A 16,065-nucleotide genomic window follows, 5' to 3' on the forward strand; every position below is an offset into this window, starting at 1 on the left:
ACGGTCAGCGAATCGCCCGTACGCCGACCGGTCGGCGTACGGGCGATTGTTTGTTTGTCTCGAGAGCATCCCTACCCCTGCGGGGCGCCTACGAGTGACCGCTGCCCCCCGAGGACTACGCCTGGTGGTGCGCCGTTCCGGGCCAGGTGCGCAGTGCGGCCCTGGCGAACACCACGCCTTCCGGTGTGGACTTCGCGGACCGGCAGTGGATGCCTGGCTCGTCGATGAGGGCGCCGACGCGGTGCAGTACGGCATCGGTGTCCCAGGCCGCCTGGCCTGCCATCGACGGCGTCATCGGAGTTCCATCAATGTTCGTCCAGCCGATCGCGGCGAGAAGCTCCGCGATCGTCCTGTACGGGTCACCGGTGGATCGTGCGGCGACAGTGGCCAGGAGGAGGAGGAGCCCGGCTTGGGTTTCGCAGGCGTCCCTGGAGCGTAGTGGCATCTGTTCGGCGAGATGCCACCACAGTGCGAGCGGATCATTGCGGACGGCACGTCCGCGCTTTGTGAGCACGAGCGTTCCACGATGCTTGCGCAGCAGGCCCATAGCCTGTGCCGATTCTCGCAGGTGTAGTACTGGCAGGGTCTGGATCTCACGGTTGCCCTTGCCGATCCATTCCTCGCCCAGCCCGAGATCGGCCATAGCGGCTTCCACGTGGACAGGCGGCAAGTAGCCGGCCCCGGTCAACTTGATGCCGTCAGCCCCGACGCGATCCAGCAGCCAGCTGTACGGCGAGACCATCCGGGCCGCGGTATCGGCGTCAAGCTCAATAGAGGCGTCCAGGTCCGCGTCTTCGATCATCTGCTCGAACAGGTATCTCTGGGCTATGGGGCGGATTGCGTCCGCGAGTTCGCCGAGCGGTCCGAGAAGAAGAGCCAGTCGGCCATCACTGGGATCGGCCAGGGTCTTGTTGATCGACTCGAGGTCGAACGGGGTGGGTGCGTAATGGCCCGGGTTGGCGTCGCCGCCGTACATGTCGGCATACTCGGCGACCGCCTCGGCATGCTCGGGATGGCCGGGATCGAGGGCAGCGGCGATCAACTCAAAGCCGGATACCCCGCCGCAGTCCTCACTCGGGCCAGGGCGGCGGCCGTCGGTACAGACGGCCCTTGGAGCGGAATCGTCCCGCGGGCGCTCGGCTTCGAGCTTGATGACGTGCATCCAGTCGTCGCCGAAGTCGTACAAGTAGAGGAGCTTGTCGCCCGGCTTCGCAAGGACCTCGTCGAGGCGTACGTCCGCTTCTGGCACGCCAGTCTTGCCCTCGTCGGCTTCGAACGGACACAGGTAGTGCTCGGTCAAGTGGTGGTAGTAGTCCTTGCCCGACGCGAACTCGTGCAAGTGGCTGTCGGTCCAGCCGAACGCGATCTGGAGGATTTCGTGGACCTCGTTCAAGAACAGGTCAGATGCGAGCTCCAGTCGCCGCCAAACCGGTGGCTTGGTCCCTGTGAGATCGACACGCACCTGGTAGGTGGTCACGTCGTCACGACGAGCTCGCCGCCTCGACGGCGGTGGTGTCTGTTCGAACGGATACACCCCTGGCGTCGCAGCGGCTAGAACCTGCGGAAGCAGTTTGCGTAGCTCCTCGGCCCCCAGGCCGGTAAGACTCGCCTTGAACTGCTCCAACAGCTCAGCCTGGCTGGCCGGGGACAGATGAGGATCGTCGTTGCGCGCCATGCGGGCAACGCTACCGCCGCCGACTGTGAGACATCGAGCAGCCTACGCAGTCGCAGCACGACCCACCGGACCTCGTCAGCACACCGCATCGCCCGTACGACGTCACGTAGTACGGGCCATGCGCGTTAGCGAAAGCCGGCTGGAGGATTGCCGATGCCGGATTCCTTTGCCTTGAGGGCGGCGGCTGTGCGGTCGGGGACCTGGAGTTTGGTGAGGACCTGGGAGACGTGGTTGCGCACGGTCTTCTCGGACATGCCGAGGCGGCGGGCGATCTCGTGGTTGCGGCAGCCGGCGGCCAACAACTCCAACACCTCACGCTCGCGAGGAGTCAGGTCCGGGAAGGCGCGAGCCGTGGGCGACTCGACCTGACGGCCGGAGTAGAACGCGACGATCCGCCGGGCGACCGCACCGCCATACACCGCCTCACCCGAGGCGACCGAATGGACGGCGCGGACGATCTCCTCTCCATCGGAGCCCTTGACGAGGTAGCCGCGGGCGCCCGCGCGGAGCGCCGCGAAGACGTGCTCGTCGTCCTCGTGCATGGTGAGCACGAGAATCGGCAGCTCGGGCTGCGTCTCGAGCAGTTGCGCGATCGCTGTGACGCCGTCGAAGCGAGGCATGGACAGGTCGGTGAGCACGACGTCCGGCGAGAACTCCCCCACCGCACTCACCAACGCCGCCCCGTCCCCCACGCTGGCGATCACGTCGATGGCCTCGGCCTGCTCGAGGATCGCGGTCAGCCCATACCGGTACATCGGGTGGTCGTCGGCCAGCACCACGCGGATCATGACAGCTCCAGCGGCAGTACTGCGGTCACGAGTGTCCCGTGCGGGTTCGCGGCTTCCACGAGGAGGCTGCCTCCTACATCGGCGGCACGCCGGCGCATCGAGTCGAGGCCATGTCCCGAGCCGGCGTCAGGACTCAGTCCCCTACCGTCATCCAACACCCGGATACGAAGATCTCCGTTCGCCTGATTGAGCCGTACGGCGCAGTGCACCGCGGCCGAGTGTCGCGCGACATTCGTCAGGGACTCCGCCACGATCCGGAACGCCGCCTCCTCGACCTGAGGCCGCAACAAAGGCAACGCATCCGTCTTGAGATCGAACGCCGGACCACCGGGATGACCCATGCCGAGCGAGGACGCGGTGTCTCGCACTGCCCCTTCGAGCCCGTGCAGGTCGAGCGATGTCGGCCGCAACCCGTCGAGGACCCGGCGGATCTCGCGGACCGCCACCTCGGCCTCGGCATGTGTTCGCTCGAGCAGCGCGGGTACGGCATCGGGATCGATGCGATGTGCGGCGCTTGCGGCCTGCAGACCCAGCGCGATGCCGGCGAGCGAGGGACCGAGCCCGTCGTGCAGGTCCCTGCGGAGACGGTCCCGTTCCGCGAGGGTGGCCATGGTGACGCGCGTGCGTTCGCGTGCGAGTTCTTCGGCGAGCCGTGCCGCGCCGACGACGACAGCCAGGTGCGGCGCGAGAGCTGTCACGAGCCGCGCATCCTGCTCGGTGACCCCAGTTGCACCGCGGCGCGGCCCGATGGTCAACGTGCCGAGCTGCGCTCCCCTGTGGCGCAGCGGGAGATCGAGCGTTGCCTCCGCCGCCTCACCCACCTTGGCGATCACCCCACCGTGGATGTCCCGGACGATGGCGCACGACGTACCGGCGGCTGAGGCGACTGCTTCAAGCATCGAGGCGACCGGGTCATCGTGCTCGACCTCGAGACCGGCACCAACCCGGTCCACAAGAGTGAGTGGATCGGCACGCTCCCCCAGGACCAGCCGATCGACGAGGGTCCGCAACCGCCCGGCGACGGGCACCACGAGCACCGCCACCACTGCTGACGCGGCCAGCAGCGGCAACGGTCCCTCGGGTACGAGCCGGGCGAACGCAGTGGTGAGCCCGCCGATGACGAGAGCGACCAGCAACGTCATGGGGACGTACAGCAGAGTGCGACGTAGCACTACCTCGATGCCCAGCAGCCGATAGCGCAGTACGCCGATCGCCACCGCGACGGGAACCAGTCCGTAGGCAATTCCGAACAGCACGCGGTACTCGGTAAAGACAGTGGCCGCCATCGCTGCGACCACGCTGAGCAGCCACAGCAACTGCTGCCGCTCGGGGGTCTTGGCGCGGATCGCGCGGACCAGGGTCCCGATCACGGTGACTGCCGCGGTGGAGATCAGGAGGGCGGCCGCCGACAGCCCGACTACCCACACCCACCAGGTCGGGGCGTCCCACGGCAGCCGGGTTCCGCGCACGGTGTCGTCAACGCCACCGGGGCTGGTCGCGGCCGCCAGCACGATCAGCCCGATGCCAACGAGCGCCACCCGCACGTGCCACGACCAGAAGGCGGACGCCGGTCGGCCGGTGGGATACAGCGGTGGGAGCACGATGACCGGCAAGAGCAGCGACGGGATCCAGGTCCACGATGCGAGCCACACAGCCGCGAGGCCCAGCGGGAGGGATTGGTCGGGATCGGTGAGCGCGCGCGTGGCGTACGCATCGGCGGCCACGTTGGTCACTTGGAGCAAACCCGAGGCGACCAGGAGCCAGCCGATCCAGTTCCGTGGGCGCACCTGGATCAGCGCGGCACCCGAGATAGCGAATGCGGCAACGATCAGTCCCAACCACAGGTCGGGGCCTGGGGCGACGACCTCGGGACGGGACATGACGCCGCCCGCTAGTGAGAACGGGATCGTCGCGAATAGGAGCAGCGTGAGCGCAGCGAGCGACCAGCCGCCGATCCGGCGTACTCGGTCGTCGTCACGCACCGCTCCCATGCCCAAAGTGTGCGCCCGATCGGGCCGGCTGTCCCGGGACAGAAGTCCCGGGGCGTACGGGAGGGCCTCCCGGTCGGACCCCGTCCCGTGACGGATCCGTCCTGGCGGCCAACCGTGGTGCTCTCGAAGCCTCACTTCCATCCAGAGGGGGCTCCCATGAGCACCGCCACCACAACGTCGAACCGATTCGACGTGCTTAACCCGGTGATCGCCGCGGCGACCGGCGCAGTCACCTTCGGCCTCACGATGATTGCCGGCGACGTGTTCGACCTCAACACCGACTCGGACACAGGACCGGCAACCAGCGGGTGGGAAATCGCCCTGTACGTCGGGGTCGTGGTCGCCGCGATGCTCATCGCAGTCTGGCTCGGTCTCCGTGCCCGAGCCGGCTCGCCGAGGCGGCTGTCCGCGACAGCGCTCGGTCTCTCCATCGCAGCGGCCGTCACGTACGTCGCCTTCTGGTCGGGCTGGCCACAGGTCTTCGGTGCAGTCGCTGTCGTACTCGCCGTCGAGCACCGCCGCCGGGTCGGCTCGTTCTCCGCCGCCACCCTGACCGCACTCATCCTCGGCGCGATCGCCTTCATCGCGGCCGCCATCACCTGCCTATTCGGCTGAACAAGATCGTTGTCAGAGGAGTCATGTCATGAAGCACAAGCTGGCCACCGTGCTCGGCGCCTTCGCGCTCGTCGGGGTCACTGCAGGCCCCGCGGCCGCGGCGGGCGGGGCCGAACACGCGTTCCTCATCGAGGACTACAACGCCTACGAACCCTTCGCGCCTGGCGACGGCCCATGCGTCTCCTGGGCGGGGACGTTCCACGAGGTCCGGTCCGGCGGGTACCGATTGGTCACCGCGCCTGGCGGCCAAGCCGAGGGAGAGTTCCACCTCAACGGCGTGATCAACGGCCTGGTCGAACTGATCCCGGACGCCGCCGGACTACCGACGTACTCGGGCACGTACCGGGAGAAGGTGAACGCGGTGGTGACCTCCTTTACCGAGGAGGGCGACACCTCACGCGTGTCGCAGTACCGGCTGCGAAGCACGCTCCGGGGCACCGACGGTTCGACCCTCAGCCTTCGGCTATCCGGCAAGTTCACGATGAACGCCAACGGTGTCGTCGTGGTGTCCCGAGACACCTTCACCTGCGATTAGGAAGCGTTGGGCCGTGGCGGCCTACGGGCTAGGACGCGATGTGCTCACTTTGACGCTGAGCCAGAAGCCGAAACGCCCGTACCGCTCACTCGATTCGCTCGGAGGACTGACTATTGTCATCCTGTGGCGGACCAACTTGCATTGGCGACTGACGACACACGGGCGCATCTCCGGGAGTTGGAGGCTGAACTCGACGAGTACCCCGATCAGCGCGGCGAGATCCTGCTCGAGATCGCCGCCGCTTGGCTCGAGGCAGGCGAGCCGGACCGGGCGGTCATCATCTGGCGCGACCTGATCGCCGAAGGCGGCGAGGACGAGGATTACGCGCGAGTCGAGCTTGCCGAGTACCTGTTCGGCATAGGTGAGGACGAGAGTGCCCGCACCGAACTGGCGGCGCTGAAGGCGACACGTCGGACGGCCGGCGGCGGATGGCAGCTCGCGGCGGAATTGCTCGAAGAACGTGGCGAGCTGGCCGAAGCGCTGGCCTGGTACACGATCGCGACCGAGCGATTCACGACCGACGAGATGGCAACCCTCGGCGACGGGGCCGGCTGGGTGTCAGCGCCTGGCATGTTGGTACGACGCCGCCGTGAAGTGCGGACGGCGATGGGCTTGGCCCCCGACCAGACCGATCAACTGGTGCCGGCTGAGGAGGGGCTCCTGGAACTCGTCCGTCGGCGGTTCTCGTCGATCGAAGACGCCGTGGACACGATGCATGCCCGTCGCGGGGCGGCGACCGAGGTCCGGCTCTTGTTCTGGCCGCGGTCTGAGTTCGACCAGGCGCGCGAGCGTTGGCCTGACGCGATCGACCAGGATGGGAGCCAGTCGGAGTACTACCAAGACCTCGAGGTCAAGCTGGACGCCATGGCGAGCGGGGGAGCCCGTCGGGTCGATGCCGTGCCCTGCAGCGTCGAAAGCTTCGCCGTGTACCTCGACGCCGGCGGCGACCGTCCGTTGGACTCGTCGGCCGCACGGCGGGACTATCTCGACGCCCGCTACAGCGAGGGTCATTATTTCCAGTGGCCGCCACCGCGGAACAAGCCCTGTTGGTGCGGCTCGGGTACGAAGTACAAGAAGTGCTGCGGCGCCCCGACCCAGGCTTTGACCTAGTTCGGATCCCGCATGAAGATGTCGCAATGAACAGTGACGATCTGGCTTCGCGCGTGCAGGCACTGCGGGCCGCCGGCAGCACACCCAAACAGATCGCCCGCACGCTGGGGATCCCACGGTCCAAGGCCGTATCTCTGGTACACAATGGTGCAACCCCACGGCGGGATCGCGGCACCACCACCCCGGAGAAACAACTCATCGGTTGCTGGATCACCCGGCAGTGGAGCAACGGATTGACCATCGAGAACCGGCCGTCGGACTGGATCGACGACGACGAACTTCCTCCGCTTGCCATGGGCGCCGGACTTCCCAGCGTCGCGGTCGTGCGCGAACACAGCGACAAAGAGGTCAGCGTCTGCGGATACCTCGTGGACACCTACTGCCAGGGCGTCAAGAACGCAGTTCCCCCACACATGATGGACCGACGCGACCTCACCGCATATCTCGCCCACTTCTTCAGCGCATATGAGGGCGAGCCGCTACCCGCCCCGATCGAACTCGCCCAGAACCTGGTGCTCGGCGCCGTCGAGTACGCCCAGAGCCTGGGCTTCGACCCCAACCCGGATTTCTATCTCGCAAAACCGCACCTTGGCGCCTGGCAGCCGCCCAGCCAGATCCGATTCGGCCTGGACGGCAAGCCCTACTTCCAACAAGGCCCCTACGACAACGCCACCCGCGTCATGCGCACCCTCGACAGATCGGTAGGACGCGGCAACTACCACTTCACAGCCGTCATCACCACCGACGGTGATCTCTACGACCCCGAAGAGGTTTCCGAAGGCAGAGTCGCCAAGGCCGCCGGTCGTCGCCGATGATGACTGGCTCAGGGGGATTCGGCTCCCAGCACAGGGAAACGTGCTGGCGTCGGTGCAGGGTCGTAGTGCTGTGCGGGGCGGTGTCGCCTGATCGCCATACCCGCCTCCCACCTCCTCGACGATGGCTGCATTCTATCCAGCGGTTCTCATCCGCCCGAGTGGCGCGAGATGCGTCCCTGTCAATCCTTGACGAGATCCAGCCTGACGTAGGGGCCAGCCGCCGCAACAGCATGGACTTCATACCCGGCTGGTGCGTCAGGAAGCTGCCCGACCGACGCCGCGGGACGGCTCGACGCCGGCTGTCGAGGGACGTAGATGGTGATGCGCTTCACCAGGCCCGAATCTGCCATGGCCACCGCAAGCTTCGTCCGTCCAGATACCAACAGCGACCGCACGCCTCGACTGAACAGATCCGCCAAGACCGCGGTGGGCTCGACTCCAGCCATCGCCAGCAATGAGAACACGTCCGGTGAATGCGCGCCGGGAACGCCCTCCTCAAGCCGGCCGTCGGAAGTCAGAATCGCGTCGAGCTCGGGCCGAAAGGTCACCACCCCATCTGAAACAGGATCCAGGCGCGACTCGCTGTCCACCACGTAAGCCCAGTGCACGTGCGGGAGTCCTGATGCAAGTGCTTCGAGCCATGGCCCTGTGACCAGGCGAGCCTCGTCGCTCAGGACGTCAGCCTCGACATCTACCCCGGCCGCCTTGAGGCGCGCTGCCCCACCCTCTTCACGCGACGTCGGGTCAATCACCGCGATCACCACCCGCGCGATGCCTGCGTCGATCAAGGCCTGCCTGCAGGGCGGGTTGTTCCCTGGTGGTTGCATGGCTCCAACGTGACGACTGCCGTGCCGTCGCGGGCCCGCTGCCCCGCCGCAGCAAGCGCGTTGAATTCTGCGTGGGCCTCGCCCGTGCGGCGGTGGTAGCCCTCGCCAACAACGTTGCCCTCGACATCAAGTACTACGCAGCCGACCGGCGGATTGGGACTCGTCGAGCCGAGCCCCAAAGCCGATAAGGCGATAGCTCGACGCATTGCCTCCTCTTCGTGAGCTGTCGCCATGACTACCGAGGCTCCACAGCTAGCTCGCGCATGAGCTGTGACACGGCAGCCAGGCCGGGCGACGTCGCCTCGTACACGGAGATCGCCCGGTCAGGTTTGCCGAGCGGCAGCCAACACCCAGCACGTTGTCCCTCGATGTAGCTCGCCGTACAGAAGGAACCGTGCCCGGTCCGCGCGTCGCCGGCTGCGTCAGCGGCAGCCCATGTGTGAGCGTCATCCAGCTTCCGATGAGCAGCAGATTCATCGCCGTCCAAGGCGAACCCTTGTGCTTCTTGTTGGTCGAGAGCGGCACGCATGGGCGGGAGCAAATCGGGGGCTGCGCGACGGGCCGCGCCAGCAAGCCCTAGCACCTGGGCAGCATTGCCGCTCGGCACAGCCTGCTGACTACGACAGAACAAAACCCAGGACGTCATCAGCGGATCGTTTGCATCGATGGCCCATTCCAAAGCGCGGCCGCTCCACTAGCGCGCCTCAGCTATCCCGCCGCTGTCCTCATAGAGCCACGAGGCGGACTCGGCGTACTGCGCAGCGAGGCGCACCACCTGCGGTCGACTGGCGGTGCCAGCTGTGGCGAGCAGCTCGTCAATGGTGTCGAGTTGGCCAAGCACTCCGCTGAGCGCATGTCGAGGGCCGAGCAGGTTGTCTGTCTTGACGAGCAGATGCCACTGCTCGCGGAGGAGCTCCACGACAGCGTCCAAGCGTGGACCGTCGCTCAACCTGACTGACATGCCGGGCCGCGCGCCCGGGACAGCATCGCGTCGCTCGATTGGATCACAAATGTCGTCGAGCAATCCATCAAGCTCGTGGACCGTAATACCTATCGCCTCAGCAAGTTTGGGGCGCAGCCACGGTTGAGGCGCAGTGTCAGCGGCTTCCCACCGCACAATTGTTGAGCGGTCGACACCGCACAGGGCAGCCAAGTTCTCCTGGCTATGACCGGCTGCTTTGCGCCGCTGCGCAAGTCGCACCCGCCTGCTTGCCATGACTCGAACCGAGGACGCGATCCCGTGAACCGCTATGTCATCGGTCGCGCCAGGCGAGTGGAGAGGTGTGGAGGGCTGCCTCGGCGAGGCGGCGGCCGAAGAGGGTTTGGATACGGGCCCGGGAGGATTCGATCCAGCCGTCGACGCGCTTGTAGCCAGCTTCTCCGTACTCGACGGCTTGCATGAGGCATTCGAGGCGGTCGGCGTCCTTGGCACAGCGGGCCTCGATGGTCTCGACTGCCTCGTACTCGATGACGGCCTCGCGGATGCTCTTGGCCGCGTTGTCAGGTAGCACGGCGGTTTGGTCTTCGGTGATCCGCTCATTGCTCGCTGCGTCGACGTACGGCCGCGCGCTGTGGGGGATGTCGCCGATGCGGGTCTCTTGGGAGTCGTGCCACAGGCCCAGGTAAGCGGCACGCGCCGGGTCGCCGCCTTCCTCGGCGGCGATCAGGGCGGCGAGTTGAGCGACCCTGAGGCTGTGCTCAGCGACGGATTCTGGGTCACGCACGCCAACGTGCCACCAACCAGATCGGCGGAGTCGCTTGAGAACGCCCATCTCCTAGGCGAAGGCGACGGTTCCTGCTGCGTCCCGGTCGGTGGTGTCATCCGTCACGGCTGTTGCCCTTCTGTCATCGGTTGGCAAGCTGCACAGCACAGCGCAGGTTATTCAACTCTACGGTGGCGTGCACGTCGGGCCCGTCGTCCAGCGCCTGTTCGACACGCTCGCCGGTCCTTCGGCGGAGGTCGGTGTCGTACGTGAGCAGTTCAGGCCGAGCCAGAACAAGGTGCCACAAGCTATGGATGTTCAGTGTGGCGTTCACCTGATCTGTCAGATGCTCCAGCAGGTGATCGGCAAGGCGGACTCCTGACCAGGTCCGAGAGGCGGTCGCAGTCAGCAGGAAGCCGTCATCGGCGTGAGGCTCGTTGATCTCGCCAAGCCAGTAGGCCCAGTAGGCAAGGTTTGCGGCGGCATGCCTCTCGTCGTTCAGAGTGTTATTGATGAAATGCCGCAGGGGATCGCCGTCGCCCCTGCGTGCCAGAGCGACTGCCGCTGAGCGGGCCGCGATGCCGCTCGTCGGATCCTCCGCCCTTCGGCCGGCGAACGCCCGCTGATGCTGAGCGGCCAGCCAATCGGCAGACTCGCTGCGCTCGTCGAATCCGAGCAGGTAGATCGCCTGGCGGCGCAGGACCGGCATGTCCTTGGACGCTTTCGAATGAGCCACGTTAAGGAGCGTGTCGAAGAAACTCCGCCGGTCGTCGGAGGTCAAGGCGGGTCGATCCGCGACAGGTCCACGTCCGGGTCGGGCAGGCAAATCGCGCAGTTGCGGAGGCGTGATGCCAGTGAAAGGCCAGGTGAGCAGATTGACGAGTCGACGCCGGTGGACAGCCACCGCAAGAGGGTTCTGCTGAATCGCGGCAGGATGATCATCGCCTGCGATGATCTGAGAGAGCACTCCGTCTGCCTCGACGGCGTCATGCAGTGAAGTTACCGCTGCCGGCGGAGCGCCGAACGCTGCGAGGCGAGCCTGCAGGCGACGGAAGTCTGATACTCGGAGCGAGGTAAGCGGGCGACGGCCGCTCTCCCAGCCCTGGACTGTGCTGACGTCGACCTCGAGTTGCTCCGCGAGGGATGCCTGGCTACGACCGAGAGAACCACGAAGCAACTTGAGGACGTAGCCAGAAACCACACCGATGTCACGCCCAGCGGCAGAGGAACCCTGCATCTCAGTCAGTGTTCTTGGCTTGCGCACCCGCGGGTTCCCCCTTCCTGCCCGGCGAACCGGCCAAATTCACCCACCTACCGTCTGTTCAGGATAGGTCAACGCGGCGTCATCGTTGTCGACATGCCAACAGGGGTGTGGATAAGCGGATGGTGACATCGAAGATGCGATCGACAGTTCCGAGGCCCTTCCTCCTGGTCCGCCACGCCGACGTCTCAGGAGTCAGCGGCACCGGCGTTGTTGCCGAGGGAACCGAGTGGACAGACGGCTCGGTCTCCCTCCGATGGCGAAGTGAACACGCGTCGACGACCTTCTACGAAGCGGGAGTACGAGCCGTGCTGGCAGTACATGGTCACGCCGGTGCCAGCGAGGTCATCTACCTGGACGGCGTTGACCCGCACTTCACGGATGAGCCGGCATCGTGAGCCGATTGATCAACGAGGCAGGCCTTGCCTCTCCCCCACTGAGCCAGCGGGCGGACGTACTGGTCCCTGTATCTGCGTCCGTCCGCTGTTCCAAACGCAACTGCTCTGCACAGCTCTCACCCGGCGGGGAGACTTCACTGCCGGATGCCGGCTCCGTCGCAGATCGTCCCTGTCTGGGCTATGCGATCCCCTGCCAGCCCTCCTGGCTCGGGCAGGGCCCAACACCGAAGGGCGAGTGCGTGGCGGCACGCCGTACCGCGCCAGCCGTTCCACGTTCGGAGGAAGCATGAGGGACCTCGTGGCGCAAAGGAAGTCAGCCCATGTGGTGGCGATCGTGGCTCTACTTGGCCTGACCCCCAAGGCATGCGTACCTGCGGGCGGCACGCCCGGATCGCACTCGCAGACGATTCACTCCTGCTCGCCGAGCTACACCGACGAGAACAAACTCGGCCGATTGTCGGTTCAGCAGAAAGGCCCGGGCACCTCCATCCAGTGGGGCGCGTATCCGAAACTGCCAGCCGAGAAGTACATCGTCGGCATCTACATCGGAGATCAGAAGATCGACGGGAAGAACCAGAGCTACGCTCCGCACGGGTCCCTCCCGGCAAGGGTCCGGGACAAACGTGGCCGTTCGGTTCGGACCTACAAAACCGGACAGGTCTTCAAACTCGCCGGGACCTCGTATGATGCCAACGGCGGCGTTGTTCAGAAGTTCTTCATCAAGTGCAGACTGGTGTGATCATGCTCGTGGAGACGTGGACCGAGGACAGGATCGCTTCGGCAACGCAGTTTGTTGCCGAGCGCATCTCCGCTGACTTCGTCGAGACGGGCCTGACGATCGAGTTCCGGATCGATCCGCAATGGTCTGGCGTCGATGTTTCGCGCGGCCCGGAGAGCGTGGTAGCCGTTCGCGGTGGGCACGAGTTTCCGCTGCACCTGGAGGGTGGAACGGAACAGGCGTGTTGGTACGCGGCCTATCAAATGCAGGATGACGTCATGGGCGAGCACGGGCGGCCGTGGCCCGAACTAGTGGACAACTCGGGCGGCTATGTCGGCGTGCTCTCGCTACCCGGTGAGCCACCTCAGATCGCGGCGTGGGAACTGGCCGGACAGCCGTTCTGCGCGGTCGGTCATCTTCAGCGTGCGTGTGCGGCGGCGGGACTGAAGATCAAGAGCCTCTGAACCTCTGGCCAGCGTCCGGCTGGAGGGCACTCGAATCGATGCCGGATGGATTCGTTGCCGGCTAGCCGAGTGGATGAGGTCGTTCGATCGCTTGGCGACGATTGTGGGATCGTCCTTCCTCACCTAGTGGCCGCCGAGGGGGGCGATCGTGTGTACGGCGCCGGGGTCGGCTACCAACTTGTGGTGGAAACGACGTAGCGAGATTTCTCGGCGGCAAGGTTCAGGTGGATATCAGTCGAGTCGACCGGACCAAGCCAGCCAGTTATCCTGGCCATCGGGTGGCAAAGCCCCGCGCGACCAGAACTCCATGCGGTGACCGACCAGAAAAAGCGGTCTCCGAACTTCACCGGTTTGGAACACGGTGACGGCTAATTCGTACAGCAATGGCTACACCTGCATGCCGTAGTCCCGCAAGCGATCCCTGGCAGTCTCGATCAGCTCGACGGGGCACAAGCTGCTGAATGACTCGTCAATCACTAGATGTTCGACGGTCAGGTCGAGGTGGTGCTTGAGATACAACGTTGTGAAACGTTCCGACGGCTGACTGCTGCCGACCAATCGGCGCGCCGTTTCCAACCCACCATGCTCGCTCAGCATCCGCAAGAATTAGGTCGCGTGATAGCCGGTCTCAGCCTTGGCGCGCTCATGGATCCCGACCATGCGACGATCAAATTCCTTCTCGATGCCCTGAGCCATCAGTCCCCCTCAAAGCACGGCCAGCCGCTCTCGTGCGGGATGTGGACCGCGAGGTGTTGCCGGCCGCGCAGGAATACCGCCTCGGCGTCATCCCCTGGTCGCCTCTGCAGGGTGGTCTGCTCGGCGGCGTGATCCGCAAGGAGAACGAGGGCGTTCGCCGACTCGAGGGTCGCGCCAGGGAGACCGTGGAGAAGCTGCGACCGCAGATCGAGCAGTACGAGGCGTTCGGCGATGAGCTCGGCCACGAGTCGGGCGACGTCGCGCTCGCCTGGTTGCTCCTCCAGCCCGCAGTGACCGGCCCGATCGTCGGCCCCCGCACGATGGAGCAACTCGAGTCCGCGGTACGCGCGGTCGACGTCAAGCTCGACGACAAGGCCTGGCCGCCTCGACGAGATCTTCCCGGGCTACAAGACGGGCCCCGAGGACTACGCCTGGTGATAGCTCGACGAATCGCCCCCGTACGCCGAAAGCCGGCGTACGGGCGATTCGTGGTGATACGGACTGATCGGCGGCAATCCACCAGCGACGCATAATCGGAGTACGGATAGGCGCGGCTAGTGCTAGGTGGCGGTCAGATGAGGCTCCGCGATGAGGTTGTTCAGGTTCTGGAGAGCCATACCGAAGGCATGACGGACGCCCAGCTGGCCGAGAGACTCGGCAAGCAACATCAGCAAATCAACAAGCGTTGTCGGCAGTTGGCGACCGAAGGGCTGCTCGTCAGGGACGCAGCGAGCGGCACGATCGTCAACCGTCTGGTGCGGTCCGGCGGTGTCGTGTCCAGCCAGTCAGCTCCCCCGCCGATCACCGTGCGAAACAGTCCGCCCGCTCATCCTTGGCCTCACGAAGTTGCAGTTCAGGGCGCCCTCGTCGGCTGGCTCGTCCGGGAAAACTGGCGGATCATTCGAGTCGCGGACGCCGAGGCACAGGAGCAAGGCACCGACGTCATCGCCGATCGCGACGGCGCGAGGCTCCTGGTCGAGGTGAAGGGGTACCCAGGCCCGACGCATGCCCGCGGCCCCAAAGCCGGCGAGCCCAAGCCCATGCCATCAACGCTGCAGGCATCGCATTGGCTAGCAAGCGCGTTGCTCAAGGCGATGCGGATGAGAGGTGCCGATCCGGATTCCCGCGTCGTCATCGCGCTGCCGGACGCTGCCCGATACGGCGCCCTCCTGAGCGAGATCGACCAGAGCCTTCGCGGCGCCCGCATCGAAGCTTGGCTCCTCACCGACCGCGGCGAACCGAGTGCCCGCTTCGGCGGCTGGCCCGAATAGCGACCAAACCCACCAGGGGCGCTCGTCAACCCACACCCAACGCCGAGTTGATTTGGTAGGCGGCGCTCACATCGGCCCCGGCATACCCCGGAAATGCAACGGCTGACCTGGGTCGGCCAAGGCACAGAGTCCTGATCTCGACCACTGTCGGCGCGGCCTCAGACTGCCTAGCTGACGGACAGCGTCGTCGGGAGCATGCCGATTAGGGCGTCGGCGGCTAGGGAGGCTGCTGAGCCGGTGGGGATGGCTACTGAGACTTGCCAGGAGTCGGCGGAGTTGGGGGCGAGGGGGACGGTGATGTGGTCGCCTCGTTTGGCGGCGATGCGTTCGGGGACTAGGGCGACGCCCAGGTTGTGGCTGACCAGGGCCAGGAGGGTGTGGACGTCGTTGACCTCGATCGTGACGGGGTGGGCGACGCCGGCGGCGGCGAAGGCGTGGTCGGAGATGGCTCGGGCGCCCCAGGTGGGGTCGAAGTCGACGAAGGCCTCCCCCGCCAGGTCGTGCAGGGCGACCTGGGGTGCGTTGGCCAGGCGGTGTTCGGCAGAGCAGACCATGACCATGGATTCGGTCGACAGGGGGCGGAGGTCCAGGCCCTCGATCGGGTGACCGGCGGTTGCCACGAAGGCCACGTCGAGGCGGCCGGAAGCCAACTCGTCGAGCATGGGGGTTGAGCCGCCCTGGCGTACTTCGATCTCGACTCCCGGGTACGCCGAACGGAACTTCGCCAGGAGCGCGGGTACATCCACAACCCCAAGGCACTGCTCCAAACCAACGGTCAGGTGACCGCGCAGCAGACCCTGTACTGCGGCGACGGCGTCCTTGGCGGCCTCGGCGGCGGCGAGGGTGCGGCGGCCTTCGCACAGGAGGGCTCGGCCGGCTTCGGTGAGTTCGACGCTGCGGGTGTTGCGGACGAAGAGTGAGGCGCGCAGTTCACGTTCGAGTGCTCGGATCGAGGCTGAGAGGCCGGACTGCGAGATCGACATCGCCTCCGCGGCTCGCGTGAAGTGCTTCTGCTCTGCGACGGCGACGAAGTGCTCGAGATGCCTCAGCTCCATGACTGAGAACTCTAGTCGATCGAACCCAGCGGATTCTCCTCTACGGCATCTCGCCGAGATCGGCTGGGGCAGTTCTAGGCACCCGGATCGACGTGTGACTGGGGCGACAGCAGCGCGTGCCTGGCCCACTCGACTTGCGGGTG

The 16,065-nt window shown here is 65.9% G+C and carries 19 protein-coding genes and 1 pseudogene; 9 read left to right on the forward strand and 11 right to left on the reverse strand.

The genetic code is table 11. From position 1 onward, the window contains the following. Positions 1-115: 115 nt before the first annotated feature. The 3 genes from EV648_RS34370 to EV648_RS34380 all read right to left on the reverse strand — a co-directional run bounded on the left by EV648_RS34370 (position 116) and on the right by EV648_RS34380 (position 4,454). Entirely contained in the window at positions 116-1,675 is a 1,560-nt protein-coding gene (locus EV648_RS34370; RefSeq protein WP_132299276.1) for a plasmid pRiA4b ORF-3 family protein, read from the reverse strand. Positions 1,676-1,800: 125 nt separating this feature from the next. After that, positions 1,801-2,463 carry a response regulator transcription factor gene (locus tag EV648_RS34375; protein WP_132299277.1) on the reverse strand — a complete coding sequence of 221 codons (663 nt, stop codon included), beginning with the start codon at positions 2,461-2,463 and terminating at the stop codon, positions 1,801-1,803. Further along, positions 2,460-4,454: a sensor histidine kinase gene (locus EV648_RS34380; protein ID WP_158294149.1), complete on the reverse strand. Its 1,995-nt coding sequence runs from the start codon at positions 4,452-4,454 to the stop codon at positions 2,460-2,462. The genes EV648_RS34375 and EV648_RS34380 overlap by 4 nt, the downstream gene beginning before the upstream one ends. 156 nt (positions 4,455-4,610) lie before the next feature. Here EV648_RS34380 and EV648_RS34385 point away from each other — a divergent pair, with 156 nt between their 5' ends. The 4 genes from EV648_RS34385 (at position 4,611) to EV648_RS34400 (ending at position 7,529) form a co-directional block, all read left to right on the forward strand. Next, a complete protein-coding gene (locus tag EV648_RS34385; protein ID WP_132299279.1) occupies positions 4,611-5,069 on the forward strand; it encodes a hypothetical protein in 459 nt (152 codons plus the stop codon). A 28-nt stretch (positions 5,070-5,097) separates the two neighbouring features. Continuing rightward, on the forward strand, positions 5,098-5,604 hold the full coding sequence (locus EV648_RS34390) for a hypothetical protein (protein ID WP_132299280.1): 507 nt from the start codon (positions 5,098-5,100) through the stop codon (positions 5,602-5,604). Positions 5,605-5,727: 123 nt separating this feature from the next. Further along, a complete protein-coding gene (locus EV648_RS34395) occupies positions 5,728-6,714 on the forward strand; it encodes an SEC-C metal-binding domain-containing protein (RefSeq protein ID WP_132299281.1) in 987 nt (328 codons plus the stop codon). Next, positions 6,681-7,529 (forward strand): hypothetical protein, encoded by an 849-nt coding sequence (locus tag EV648_RS34400; RefSeq protein WP_199234971.1) that lies wholly within the window; start codon positions 6,681-6,683, stop codon positions 7,527-7,529. Before EV648_RS34395 ends, EV648_RS34400 begins: the two co-directional genes overlap by 34 nt. A 179-nt stretch (positions 7,530-7,708) precedes the next feature. On the opposite strand, the gene EV648_RS44435 is transcribed toward EV648_RS34400, so the two are convergent. From EV648_RS44435 to EV648_RS34420, 6 genes and pseudogenes are all read right to left on the reverse strand, one after another. Continuing rightward, positions 7,709-8,317 carry a dihydrofolate reductase family protein gene (locus EV648_RS44435; protein WP_199234972.1) on the reverse strand — a complete coding sequence of 203 codons (609 nt, stop codon included), beginning with the start codon at positions 8,315-8,317 and terminating at the stop codon, positions 7,709-7,711. Next, complete coding sequence (locus tag EV648_RS34405) at positions 8,314-8,589, reverse strand: hypothetical protein (RefSeq protein ID WP_199234973.1); 276 nt, start codon at positions 8,587-8,589, stop codon at positions 8,314-8,316. Before EV648_RS34405 ends, EV648_RS44435 begins: the two co-directional genes overlap by 4 nt. A 461-nt stretch (positions 8,590-9,050) precedes the next feature. Continuing rightward, the gene (locus EV648_RS44440; RefSeq protein ID WP_241995879.1) at positions 9,051-9,287 is read right to left on the reverse strand and encodes a hypothetical protein; all 237 of its coding nucleotides are present in this window, start codon (positions 9,285-9,287) and stop codon (positions 9,051-9,053) included. A 108-nt stretch (positions 9,288-9,395) separates the two neighbouring features. Then, positions 9,396-9,572: pseudogene (locus EV648_RS45365) on the reverse strand (helix-turn-helix transcriptional regulator); the annotation flags it as partial. 37 nt (positions 9,573-9,609) lie between these two features. After that, positions 9,610-10,128 carry an HD family hydrolase gene (locus EV648_RS34415; RefSeq protein WP_132299283.1) on the reverse strand — a complete coding sequence of 173 codons (519 nt, stop codon included), beginning with the start codon at positions 10,126-10,128 and terminating at the stop codon, positions 9,610-9,612. 73 nt (positions 10,129-10,201) lie between these two features. Next, positions 10,202-11,296 (reverse strand): helix-turn-helix transcriptional regulator, encoded by a 1,095-nt coding sequence (locus tag EV648_RS34420; protein WP_241995881.1) that lies wholly within the window; start codon positions 11,294-11,296, stop codon positions 10,202-10,204. Positions 11,297-11,457: 161 nt separating this feature from the next. Here EV648_RS34420 and EV648_RS34425 point away from each other — a divergent pair, with 161 nt between their 5' ends. The 3 genes from EV648_RS34425 to EV648_RS34435 all read left to right on the forward strand — a co-directional run bounded on the left by EV648_RS34425 (position 11,458) and on the right by EV648_RS34435 (position 12,900). Then, positions 11,458-11,718: a hypothetical protein gene (locus EV648_RS34425; protein ID WP_132299284.1), complete on the forward strand. Its 261-nt coding sequence runs from the start codon at positions 11,458-11,460 to the stop codon at positions 11,716-11,718. A 286-nt stretch (positions 11,719-12,004) separates the two neighbouring features. Next, positions 12,005-12,457, forward strand: a complete 453-nt coding sequence (locus EV648_RS34430; RefSeq protein WP_132299285.1) for a hypothetical protein — start codon at positions 12,005-12,007, stop codon at positions 12,455-12,457. 8 nt (positions 12,458-12,465) lie between these two features. Beyond that, positions 12,466-12,900, forward strand: coding sequence for a hypothetical protein (locus tag EV648_RS34435; protein WP_132299286.1), 435 nt, complete (start codon positions 12,466-12,468; stop codon positions 12,898-12,900). A 387-nt stretch (positions 12,901-13,287) separates the two neighbouring features. Here EV648_RS34435 and EV648_RS34440 read toward each other — a convergent pair whose 3' ends face one another. Further along, on the reverse strand, positions 13,288-13,497 hold the full coding sequence (locus EV648_RS34440; RefSeq protein ID WP_132299287.1) for a hypothetical protein: 210 nt from the start codon (positions 13,495-13,497) through the stop codon (positions 13,288-13,290). A gap of 140 nt (positions 13,498-13,637) precedes the next feature. On the opposite strand from EV648_RS34440, the gene EV648_RS34445 reads away from it, so the two are divergent. Next, complete coding sequence (locus tag EV648_RS34445) at positions 13,638-14,129, forward strand: aldo/keto reductase (protein WP_241995882.1); 492 nt, start codon at positions 13,638-13,640, stop codon at positions 14,127-14,129. A 42-nt stretch (positions 14,130-14,171) separates the two neighbouring features. Next, positions 14,172-14,867, forward strand: coding sequence for a hypothetical protein (locus tag EV648_RS34450; RefSeq protein WP_132299288.1), 696 nt, complete (start codon positions 14,172-14,174; stop codon positions 14,865-14,867). 167 nt (positions 14,868-15,034) lie between these two features. On the opposite strand, the gene EV648_RS34455 is transcribed toward EV648_RS34450, so the two are convergent. Continuing rightward, positions 15,035-15,922, reverse strand: coding sequence for a LysR family transcriptional regulator (locus EV648_RS34455; RefSeq protein WP_132299289.1), 888 nt, complete (start codon positions 15,920-15,922; stop codon positions 15,035-15,037). Positions 15,923-16,065 lie beyond the last annotated feature (143 nt).

Origin of the sequence: Kribbella sp. VKM Ac-2568 (genome assembly GCF_004345365.1) — a bacterium.
Taxonomy (GTDB): domain Bacteria; phylum Actinomycetota; class Actinomycetes; order Propionibacteriales; family Kribbellaceae; genus Kribbella; species Kribbella orskensis.